Here is a 12,410-nt window from a genome sequence, read left to right as displayed (position 1 = left end):
GTCGCTTTTTCTGCGGGGTCTTCACACTGCGCATTCCCACAGGAGTCTCCGTGTTTTTCCTCCGCTAGCTAGTTTCACTACTATATTCACTCATTCATTTCAACCATAGATTTTGGTGTTGACCCAGAATGAGACCCCTTAAAAGGTTTTTCTAACTTTTAAATGGTACAAAAGGCCCCTATTTATACAAAATAATACAAAGATTACAAAAAAAGCAATATATCTAAAAGAAAAGACAATATTTGCGTTGTGTAAGCGTTTCACAGCATGTAACCTTAATGTAATCTGGATTTAATCTGTACAGCAGTTTTCGGAAAGGAAAGATGGTGGTGGAAAAACTGCTAATTGGATAAGTCCATTAGAATCCAATTCGAAAGGAGGCGGACCCGGCACAGATACCATCGCCAGTGTATGACCAATCTAGTAACATGCAAGGAGGATTGAGTGTGGATAAAAGATACATCAGAAAGGTGTTTGCCTTTTTTTGTGGTATCGTACTGGCACTTCCATTATTGCTGTTGAATACTGTATCACCATTAAAGGCTGATGCGGCAGTGTCCAATCCATGGAAAACCATTTCCACGGGTGAAAACGAGATTAATAAAGTCATTGAACAAAACGGAAAAACTTATACACGCCTTGGAACAGGTGATGGAAACAATAACGGGGATAACCCGGCTGTATTCCGGCACAAAGACGCTAAGGGTCAGGAAAAAGGAACAATAGAATACACCTTTATTCCTGAAACTGAAGGAGAAACGACTCGTTTTGGTTTTTTTACACACTATGAGGATTCCAATAACTTTGTCTTTGTAGGATATGATGCGCAAGGCTGGTTTTATGAGTATAAATACAACGGCGAGGGAGATTACTTGCGCGACAGGCCAGATACAGCATTGCCGCAGCCTGGAGACGAGTATACATTAAAAGTGGATTATGACGGAACAACCATGAATGCTTCATTAGATGGAAATGATCTCTTTGGGGAAGTAAATCTCGCCGATACTGTTGGTAATCTTACTGACTCTCCGGAAGCATTGCGTCTGGGGAAATATTATGAACAGCATACAAACGTTTTAGTAGAATTAGAGAATAACACAGAAGAGCCACCAGCAGACGATGAGTTAGTAGATATCACCGACAGCAACCTGGAAAAGGGCGATTTAAAAATAATCCAGGGTGACGGCAGTTTGATATATCATGATGATGGTTCTGCAACATTTGATGTAACGTCCGATGAAAAAAATAAAATTGTCTACAATCACATGAACGATATAAAGAACGGAACTTTTGAAGCGGACATTAAAGCGGATAAAGATTTGAACCGCTTCGGGCTGCTTTATCGCGTCCAGGGTTCTTCCGCGTATACGTATGTCGGCACAGGTGATTCCAATGATCAGTATTTCGGTGAAATCTTTGGTCCAACGAACAGCTGGACTTCTATGTCAACTGGTGTTCCGCTAAAGGCGGACCAAACCTATCATATACGTGTGAAGTTCATCAGAGACACTGCAACACTGTACGTTGATGGTAAGAAGATGGGTTCATGGACACAGCCCGGCGGCGTTGATAAAGCCGGACTGCCAGGATTGGAAAAAAGCCGTGGTGCTGCAAAGATCACAATTTCCAATGTGACGATTAAAGAATATGAGATGCCGGAGCCGCCAAACACCGATCCGGTCGAAAACACCATCAGTTCCGACGCTATGGATGTGACGATTGATGAAGTATTTCCACGCGTTATCGAATACAATGTCGATGGCAAAGTCATGCACGGACAGGTGTCCCCTGTTTATGGGCTGTACATCAACAATATGCTTTATTATCCGGAAGTCAGTTTTGAGAAAGTAAGTGACAATGAGGCCGTTTACACCTTATCTGTCACTAACATTTCCGAAAAACTTGATGCCGAATTGAAGCTGTCACTTAAAGTGAGAAACAATAAAGTTATTTATAGCTTCGATAAGGTTACAAATAATGGCAGTGCACCGATCGAATCGCTGCAATTTGCCGATATGAATGTCATTTCGATCAACGCGGATAACGCTGATGCAAAAGCAAAACTGACCAATCTCAGCACAGATGTTACCAAACCGGGCGATAAAATGGTGACAGTTGATTCATCTATGGAAGACGTAGGAACGTCAACGGGATACTACACGGCATTTTTATCAAATGATGAGCTGAGTGCAGGTGTCTGGTCAAGTTCTGAAGTTAACGGTTACAAAAAACTTTTGGCAAACCGTTATGAAAATACAGATGGTATAAAAGCAATGGGAATAAGCTCCAATAAATTGTACTATCATCGTGAGTTCATGCCGGAGCCGTCTTCCAACAAACCGACGATTAAAATAGCCATTGCGGAAGACACCAACAATGATCAGGAAATCGATTGGCAGGATGCAGCAATTGAATATCGTGACATTATGCAGGACATTAAAGGTTGGAAAAATGTCAATAACAACGTTGGTATGCGTATTGCTATGAATTTCGGTTCTCAGGCACAGCAGCCATTTTTGAAAACGCTCGATAATGTGAAAAAAGTGGCGCTTGCGACGGATGGTCTGGGACAAGCTGTTTTATTAAAAGGTTACGGAAGTGAAGGTCACGACAGTGCTCACCCTGATTATGGCGATGTGGGGCAGCGTATGGGTGGCGTATCGGATTTAAATACCTTGATTGAACAAGGTCACACATTCAATACCGAATTTGGCGTGCACATTAACGCACAGGAATCGTATCCTGAAGCAGATGCGTTCAGTGAAAAACTGATCAATGGCCCGGGTTCCAAAGGCTGGGGATGGCTTGATCAGTCATACACCATTGATAAACTGCGCGACCTTTATTCAGGCAATCGCGGAAAACGATTAGACGCTTTGAACGAAGCCGCACCTGGACTTGACTTCATCTATTTGGATGTCTGGTATCAGGATCAGTGGGAGTCCAATCGCGTCGCTGAACAAATTATGAACCGAGGCTGGAGGATGTCATCAGAATTCGGTGACGCTGTCGCCAACTATTCGACATGGCAGCACTGGGCTACTGATAAAAACTATGGTGGTCCATCAAGTAAGGGGATCAACTCTGATGTGCTTCGCTTTATCAGTAACCACCAGAAAGATTCGTGGGTGCTGAACTGGCCGGAAGCTGGCGGTACAGCTGATCATCCATTGCTTGGCGGATTTGAACTGGCCGGGTTTGAAGGCTGGCAGTCCGATAAGAACTTTGACCATTTTATCCGTAAAACGTTTAATACCAATGTACCGACGAAGTTTTTGCAAAAGTATTATGTGATGAATTGGGAGAAGACAGAAGGGGATCCCACCAAGACAAATCTATCAAAGAAAATTAGGTTAAAAGATCCAAATAACGGTGATACAGTTGTTGTACGCAGAAAAGACAACTCCAGAGAGCGTATCATGACACTTAATGATAATGTCGTTCTTGACGGTAACACATACTTGATCCCGTGGGTGGAGCAGAACTTTGAAGGTGAAACCCCCGATTCAAACAAACTCTATCACTGGAACCCTGAGGGTGGTGAATCAACCTGGACACTACCGGACGAATATAACAATGTCTCACGTGTGAATGTGTACAAGCTGACGGATCAAGGCAGAACAGATAAGCAAACGATTGACGTTAAAGACAACCAGGTAACATTGAACGCTGAAGCTGCGACACCATACGTTGTAACAGCAAGTGATGATGAGGGTGTAGAAGTTGATGAGTGGAGCACAGGCAACCATATCCATGATTCAGGCTTCAATACCGGAACAATCGATGATGAAAAAACGACTGTTGAAGGAGATGCTGATGCAGTCAGTGTTATTCGCACCGACAAAGAAGGCGATGCCCGCAACTTAAGCAGCGGTGACTACTATTTGAACTTTGACAGTCCGTCAAAAGATACGTCGGTTACCCGGACACTCAGCCATCTTGAAGCCGGCAAGGACTATGTGGCAGAAGTCTACGTGGAAAATGGCAGTGATATGAAGGCATCCATTACCATTAGCGGCGGCGAAAAAGAGGTTAGCAATGACACGCTTAAAAGCTTACAAAAGAATTATGTCAAAGCTGATTCACACGCGACAAACGATGGCTACAACAGTAAGATGCAGAAAATGCAGGTCAGCTTTACGGCTAAAGATGAAACGGCCCAACTGACACTGAAACGCACGGCCGGTAAAGGTCAGACGACATTCGATGATATCCGGATTGTGCAACAATCATTAAATAATGATGTGTCAGATACCGTCTTTAAGCAGGACTTTGAAAATGTCGTATCGGGCATTTACCCGTTTGTGATCGGTAATACAGAAGGGGTCCAAGACAATCGTATTCATTTGTCAGAACTGCATGCGCCATATACGCAAAAAGGCTGGGCAGGCAAAAAGGTTATCGATGATGTCATTGATGGCGACTGGTCGGTAAAAGTAAACACTGGAAACAACGGACTTGTTTACCGGACAATTCCACAGCATTTCCATTTTGAATCCGGCACATCGTATAAAGTGAGTTTTGATTATCAGACAACCGCTGATTCGTACCGCTTTATATCCGGTGATCAGGCAATTGACGTCCGCTCAATTGATAAAGCAAAAGGGTTGAAATTGAATGAAAAACTTGCAGCATCAACCGAAACCAAGACAGCTGAATTTACGGTGACTGGTTCGGAAAATGGACAAACCTATATCGGTCTGTTCAATGATGGCACCAGTGTGAATATGGACACAGGCGCTGGGACATTTATATTGGACAACCTCCGTATCGAACAAGTATCACCGGTAAGCAGTGCGTCCGATCTGCTGGAGCTTGTAAAACAATTCGAAGCAGATGATGCATTTACTGATCACGGTGCTGCACGCTCACTGAAAGTTCATCTCATGGCAGTTGAACGATTTGAAGAGAAAGAGGAAGCAGCAAAAGTTGTTAAGCATATGAACGGTTTTGAAAAACTGCTGGATCATCACAAGGAAAAAGAGATGATTTCCGAAAAGGCGTATAACACCCTTAAGCAAGGGACTGAAGCTGTAATAGACAAGTGGAAATAAGATCATGGCTAACGGCTTCTCTAAGGCAGTAAGATCAGTCTTAGGGAAGCTCCAAAATATACAACATTTTAAGGAGGACTTCATTTTGGGTATCAAAAAGCAAATGGGAATGGGCATTATGTCGGCGGCATTGGGACTGTCATTAATCGGTGGAGGTACATATGCGTACTTCAGCGACAGTGAACAAACACAAAATACATTCGCAGCGGGCACACTTGATCTATCCGTTGATCCAACAACCATTGTGGATGTGGACGAATTGGCGCCGGGTGATGAAATCGTACGTGATTTTGAACTGCAAAATGGTGGCACGATGGATATCCGGAAAGTGTACTTGGAGACGGATTACATGGTGAACGATGCAAACGGTGATAATACCGGCGACTTCGGCGAACATATCCAGGTGCAATTTCTGTACAACGCAGATAAGACAGACGAAGTAGTGTTTGAAACAACACTTGCCGATCTGAAAGACATGTCACCGGAAGCAGTCAATGAAAGTATTTTCTATCCTGAATTTGGCGAACAGGGTCTTGAATCAGGTTCGCGGGATGACTTGGTTGTGAAGTTTAAATTCATCGACAACGGCGAAGATCAAAACCAGTTCCAGGGTGACTCGCTTCAGCTTAACTGGACGTTTAACGCAGAACAAGGTGAAGGCGAGGAAAAATAGTTGGATGAATTTAGAGAGAGCATGTCGTGCTCTCTCTAAGTTCTCTAATAGCTGTAAGATGTATTTCAAACAGGGAGGGTGGACCATTTGAAAAAATGGCAGGCTGTATTATTCATGTTAGCGCTGATTGCTTTACCGTTGTTCGGTACATCTGTCAGTGCGGCTGAGGGCAACGGGAAATCACAATATGACATATACCCGCTGCCGCAAAACGAAACGGACTTAGGCACAAATTTTACCGTGACAGATGACGTGAACCTTGTGGTGGAAGATGACATTGATCAACCAACAAAGGATTTACTGCAGGAGATTCTTGCCTCTAAGTCGATTACGGCAACAACATCGGACCATGTTGTCTCCGGCAAGACAAACATCTTACTTGGAACAAAAGGATCAAATGGCTATGTTGATCATTACGTTAGTGAAAACATTGATTATGATGCCGCTATTTTCAATGAAATCGATCCGTATGTTTTGAGAATCGATAAAAAGCTTGAGGAAAACGGAACAATTGCCCTCCTCGGCAAAGATGGCGATTCGACTTACTATGGACTGGAAACGTTGAAAATGATTATCGATCAGCTTTCCGGCAAACAAATTCATTCGATGCAGTATGAGGACTACGCTGATACCAAGTGGCGCGGTTTTATTGAAGGCTTCTACGGCTTCCCGTGGTCACACGAATCGCGCAAAAGTTTAATGGAATACGGCGGTAAGATCAAGATGAACGCCTATATCTACGGTCCAAAAGATGAAAAATACCATAACAGCCAGTGGCGCAAACTTTATCCGGAAGATGAACTGGCAAAAATCGAGGAACTTGCCCAAACCGGACATGAGACGAAAACGGAATTTATTTGGGCAATCCATCCCGGTTTTAACATGATCGACTGGGACAACTATGATCAAGAAATCGATACGCTGCTTGCCAAATTGGATCAGGTTTATGGTGCAGGTGTACGGCAATTTGCGCTGTTTATGGACGATATCAGTACCGCACAGGCACTGGAGAACAAGGATAAACACGTTAAATTAATCACTGATATTGCGAATTGGGTTGAAGAAAAAGGCGATGTCAAGCCATTGGTGTATACACCGCCATTTTACAACCAGGCGTGGACTGGTGAGCAAGGAAAGCCTTACCTTGAAGCATTACGTAATGTACCGGAAAGCGTGGAATTCATGTGGACCGGCAGTGGTGTTGCAGGAACGGTTAATGAAGAAGACATGCAATGGGTAAAAGATATCACTGGACGTGATCCGTTTGTCTGGCTGAACTGGCCAGTCAACGATTATGTGAATTCCAGGCTGATGCTTGGTAAAGGCGAGGTATTGCAACCAGGCACTCATAACATTGCAGGCGTTGTTTCCAATCCGATGCGCTGGGCGGAATTATCGAAAATCGCGCTGTTTGCTGTCGCGGATTACACGTGGAATGTGGACGATTTCGATGATAAACAAAGCTGGCTTGACTCGTTTAAATACGTTGCGCCAAATGCTGCGTCGGAATTGAAGACGATTGCCTATCATGTGAGTGATCCATCCCCAAGTACACACGGTCTTGTACTTGGGGAATCAGAAAATATCAAGAAGGAATTGAATACGTTTTTAGAAAGGTTTTCCAATGATAAAGCGACTGACGAAACGGGTCAGAAGCTTATGGATGAATTTGACAAAATATTGGCAGCTATAAGCGGCTTCCGTGAAAAAAGTACCAACGAACAAATGGTTGAGGAAATCAATCCATGGCTCAACAGTTTGCGTAACGTTGTTAAGGCAGATAAACAGGTCGTGAAATCTGTGCTGGCACTTAATCAGGATGATAAAAATGCTGCATGGGAAGCACTCGGAAAAGCGTCAGAAGCTATGGCTAAATCAAAAACATTTACGATTGAAAAGCTTAACTCCCCGGATGTGACGGTGGAAGCAGGCGCTAAGCGACTGGTTCCGTTTGCCAATGAGTTGATTAACAAACTCGACGCAAAAATCTATACATCTATCGATCCGGATGCAGCTTCAAACATTCCGATGACATCGTATAATTATTCCAACTTGAATAATATGGTCGACGGTGATCCGGAAACGCTGGTGTATATTAAAACACTACAGAAAAACGGCGACTGGTATGGCGTTGATTTAGGAAAAACGATTCCTGTGACCGAGGTGCATATCTTGCAGGGAAGGAACAATAACGACCACGATATTTTCCAGAGGGGCGTTCTGGAATACTCGAAAGATGGTGAAAACTGGACCGCAATCGGCGATGAACGCTCCGGTTATAAAGTGGACGCGGACAATCTCGATGTCAAAGCACGCTATGTGCGTTACCGGCTGACACATGCCGGCGTACCGGGCGGTAAACCGGATCTTTGGACAGCCATCAGGGAATTTACCGTAAATGCGAATAAGGAAGAGGCAAACGTTTATACAAATGTTGATAGCTTAAAAGAAACAGAAATAAAAGGTACAAAAACAATGGCGACATTAAAAGACCTCAATGGTATCACGTTGAAGCCATCAGCGTACATCGGAATCGCATTGCCGGGAATTGAAAAAATCAGCTCTGTTCAGCTGGATCGCAGTACGACTGATGCAACGCTTCAGGTGTCGGAAAATGGTGTGGAGTGGCAAGAGATCACAGCCGAAGCGCCATATCCAAATGCGTCGTACGTGCGGCTGGTGAACAAGACAGATGAGGAAATAACATTTGATTTAGACACGCTGCAAATAAAACGGAACACGTTTGTCGAATCATCCGTGACACATAACTATGATAGTGTTTACGAAGGTAAAGCCGAGAATCTATTTGACGGCAATCTGAACACGAAGACATGGTTCGGCGGTATGCAGGACAAAGGAAAATATGTACAGGTTGACATGGGCGGCATGGTGAATATCAATGATGTTGCTGTTGCGATTGATGACGGTGAAGGGGATTATTTTCGTCAGGGTGACTTGCAAATTTCTAAAGATGGTGACAACTGGACAACAATCCATACGTTTGATGACCCTGGTGATCGTAGTCTGAATTTTCCGGATCACGAAGTGCCATACCGTTATAAACGTGTGCAAGTTGGCGGTGAACAAGCACGTTATATCCGGCTTGTCTCTACTGACAACCATAATGTGTGGCTGGCCCTGAATGAAATTATCGTCAATGAAGGCATGGCGAAACCTGGACCGGAGAATCTTGCAGTCGAAGCTGATCCAAAGGGTGCAAATGAAAACGAAGCAGCTTTAGCAATAGACGGCAAGTTATCGACATTCTATACCCCTGAAGGAGATTCGCAGGCGGGACAGCTAAATTATAAGCTGTCACAGGAAACAGAACTCAGCAAGGTTATGATCCTGCAAAACCCGCAAACTATAGCTAATGCGGAGGTTTCGATACGGGATACAGATGGCTGGCATGACGTCGGCAGTTTGTCAGAATCGCTGACCGAACTGGATACATCCGGCTATGAGCACGTCCTGCAAATTAATGTGGCATGGGATGGGGATGTGAAGCCGCAAATTCATGAAATCATTCCAGTAGCAACAGCGGAACAACCAGCAGCTGAAACCGTTGCGGATGTAAAAGCAATGGTTAAAGCGTTTGCCGATGACGGAGAGATAACCGATGACAGCACGGTTCGCAAGCTACAGATGCATTTAACAGCAGTCGAGCGCTATGAAAGACAAGAGAATGCTGCAAAAGTTGTAAAACATATGAAGACATTTGGACAAATGGCTACTCACTATCAGAAACAAAAAAAGATTTCAGATATGGCATATGAGGCATTGAATGAAGCAGCGAATACGTTGACAGCAGAATGGCAATAAAACCAAACGATTACTTTTCGTTAATTGAGATTAGAGTGCAGTGGTTGAAGATTGTCATAAAAACACATGTTGAAGAAATGGGAAATGCAGCAGAACGAATAAAAAGACTGGCTGTTTTGTAACGTCAGAAAGTATAAATGATGGGTGACCTTATAAGAAAACTTCGGCATTCGCTATAAGAGGTTGTTCAAAAAGTCCGGTAAACATGACACTTCGAATTTCTTCGTTGGCTTGTTTCTCCGCTCCTTGGAAAAGAAAAACACTTTTCCTGCGTGCGAAGCGGATTCAGGGTAGCATTACTTGTGCTCATGTATCTAAAGGCACACCCTTTCGATGCTCGAAACTGCGCCGTCTCGAACTTCTTGATCCTTTTTATCCTCCTTTTTGAACATGCACTATAAGACGAGGTGAATGTCGAGTTTTTCTAATATTGTGGTGAGTTGGTGAATGTCCGCATTTCATTCAAAAAGTGCTGCTGGTAGATATGACTTGTTTTGCCAGTAGATTTATGACAACAGCGTCTTAAGTATATATTCATTGACTCACCTCTAGGAGGCTTGGACAAAACCCTTAGCATTGTATATCTTAGTTATGTCCAAGACTCCCAGTCTTTTTACAAGCAGCTAAGGATTGGAATTATTTTCATACAGGATGGACAACCATCGCAATCTATTGTACTATAAGGTTAAAACGTTATAGTATTATGAATTGATAGAATATTAATATGCATGCAGTTTTTTACGAGAAGAGGGATGAAGTGGGGATTAAAGGTAAACTCATGTTAGGAGCCGCCACTGCTGTATTAGGTTTGTCACTTGTTGGAGCACCTACCTACGCGTATATTTGGGGGTGGGGGGACGCCGAGTCCGGCATGGCATCCCCGTCCGGGAAAATCGATCTTAGTACAAGTACATCAACGATTATTGATGTGGCTAATCTTAAACCCGGTGATACAGTGAAACGTTCATTCTCCCTACATAATGACGGGGCGGCAGATATCAGGGAGATTGCATTGAGAACAAACTATACAGTACATGATGTAAAAGGCGATAACGCTGAAGATTTTGGTAGGTATATCCGGGTCAATTTTATGTGGAACCAAGATAAATCCATGCTTAAAAAATGGTCATCCGATCAAATCATATATAAAACCACATTGCATGATTTAGAAAATATGACCCCTGATACGGTTAGCAACAAGGTATTTATTCCCTATTTCGAAGAGCACGGGGGATTAAATGCCGGTGACACTGATAAACTCGATGTGCAATTCGAATTTATTGACAATAGGCAGGAGCAAAATGAATTTCAAGGTGACAAGCTGGAACTCACATGGACGTTTGAAGGGATAGCAGAGTAGCTTAAAAGGAGGTAAATCAGTGGCTAATAAGCAAAATCAATGGATGCGAAAGAAAACAAAGATGTTAATCACAGGAAAATTGCTTGCAAGCGTCTATTTGATCGTGTTTACAGCAGGTTACCTAACCGCCGGTACCGGTGCTTATTTTAACGATGCGCATAAGGAGACACAGGTTATTCAGGCTGGTACCTGGTGGGATGGCAGTGATTTAGCATTCAACGGCCAACCTGTGCAGGCATCTGGTGACAATTGCCCCGGTACGGTAAACGTAACACTCCAAAATAACGGAAAAACCATGTTGGGGCCAGCGCAATACAGCGTATACTATTCCAAAGAAGGCAATCCTAAAAATGGCAAAGTTATAAAAGAAGGCAAGATTAAACCATTGCAAGCCGATGGGGCGGTTACGCTGAATTACGGCGATGCTGCTGAGGGTGTTTATGTATTTAAGGCAGTGCAACGTCCGGGTTACCAGGATCATCATGAGAAGCCCCCAGAATTTTGGAGCGGAGAAATAACCGTAGCGTGCGCTGATAAGAATGAGCAAACAAATAAAGACGAAGATCAGAAGAAAGATAGGAATAAGCAAGCGGAAACCAAACAGAACGCTTCTGACAAAAAAACGGCTGAAAATCAAGAACAGGAAAAAGATGAATCAAACGGCAAAACCGAAACCCATAAGCCAGACTCAAAACAATCCAATCAAAAGCCGCAAGTAAAAGATGAAACGGATACGGCAAACGAAAATACGGGTGCTCAACATAGCGATGAATCAACGGATAAACAATCACCGGCAAAAAAGCAAAAAGCACAACAGCAAGATGAAACCAAGCAAGCACCGGACAAGCCCGATAAAAACGCTGAAAAGGGGACAAATCTAGATGAGCCGGCTGAATAGGAAACGAATTGTTAAGTGGGTAAATAACATCACGACTGGTATTCTCTTTACGGTATTGATTGCTATGATGCTTATTGTCATTTCAGCAAAGGCATCCGGCGGCGAACCGGAAGTTTTCGGTTATCAGTTAAAAACCGTCCTATCCGGATCAATGGAACCCGGCATTCAGACAGGATCCCTAATTGCGGTTAACACGGTTGATAATAGGTCGAATTTTAAGAAGGGCGACGTTATTACCTTTCAAAAAGAGAAAAATATGCTTGTTACGCACCGAATTATCGAAGTGATTAAAGATACTAATGGTGTCAGTTACCGGACAAAAGGTGATAATAATGATGGGGCGGACGTTAATCCTGTGTCGTCTCAGGATGTTGTCGGTGAATATACCGGCTTTACGATACCTTATGTAGGCTATTTCATTAACTTTTCCCAGTCCAAAAATGGAGCTTTGCTATTGCTGATACCGGGTATTCTGCTTCTTTGTTATTCCGGTTTTACTATCTGGAGAGCTCTGTCTCAACTGGAGTCCAAAGAATCGAATAATAAGGAAGCATGAGTTTGCTTGAAAAGGAACACGTCGGTTGAAATTCTTTTTAGGGTGAG

The 12,410-nt window shown here is 43.4% G+C and carries 6 protein-coding genes; all 6 read left to right on the top strand.

The features are described 5' to 3' along the window. The first annotated feature begins 446 nt into the window (after positions 1-446). The 6 genes from IEW67_RS10525 to sipW all read left to right on the top strand — a co-directional run bounded on the left by IEW67_RS10525 (position 447) and on the right by sipW (position 12,363). Positions 447-5,054 carry an endo-alpha-N-acetylgalactosaminidase family protein gene (locus IEW67_RS10525; RefSeq protein WP_229671742.1) on the top strand — a complete coding sequence of 1,536 codons (4,608 nt, stop codon included), beginning with the start codon at positions 447-449 and terminating at the stop codon, positions 5,052-5,054. An 85-nt stretch (positions 5,055-5,139) separates the two neighbouring features. Then, the gene (locus IEW67_RS10520; protein WP_188633031.1) at positions 5,140-5,727 is read left to right on the top strand and encodes a CalY family protein; all 588 of its coding nucleotides are present in this window, start codon (positions 5,140-5,142) and stop codon (positions 5,725-5,727) included. 87 nt (positions 5,728-5,814) lie between these two features. After that, the gene (locus tag IEW67_RS10515; RefSeq protein ID WP_229671741.1) at positions 5,815-9,549 is read left to right on the top strand and encodes a glycoside hydrolase family 84 protein; all 3,735 of its coding nucleotides are present in this window, start codon (positions 5,815-5,817) and stop codon (positions 9,547-9,549) included. A 757-nt stretch (positions 9,550-10,306) separates the two neighbouring features. After that, on the top strand, positions 10,307-10,909 hold the full coding sequence (locus tag IEW67_RS10510) for a TasA family protein (protein ID WP_188633030.1): 603 nt from the start codon (positions 10,307-10,309) through the stop codon (positions 10,907-10,909). Positions 10,910-10,928: 19 nt separating this feature from the next. Then, positions 10,929-11,807 carry an amyloid fiber anchoring/assembly protein TapA gene (gene tapA / locus IEW67_RS10505; RefSeq protein WP_188633029.1) on the top strand — a complete coding sequence of 293 codons (879 nt, stop codon included), beginning with the start codon at positions 10,929-10,931 and terminating at the stop codon, positions 11,805-11,807. After that, positions 11,791-12,363: a signal peptidase I SipW gene (gene sipW, locus IEW67_RS10500; RefSeq protein WP_188633028.1), complete on the top strand. Its 573-nt coding sequence runs from the start codon at positions 11,791-11,793 to the stop codon at positions 12,361-12,363. Before tapA ends, sipW begins: the two co-directional genes overlap by 17 nt. Positions 12,364-12,410: the final 47 nt, after the last annotated feature.

The organism is Lentibacillus kapialis (assembly GCF_014646635.1).
In the GTDB taxonomy this organism is placed as follows: Bacteria; Bacillota; Bacilli; order Bacillales; family Amphibacillaceae; genus Lentibacillus; species Lentibacillus kapialis.
The sequence above is the reverse complement of the archived record's forward strand: the minus strand, read 5'-3'. Positions and strand labels throughout refer to the sequence as shown.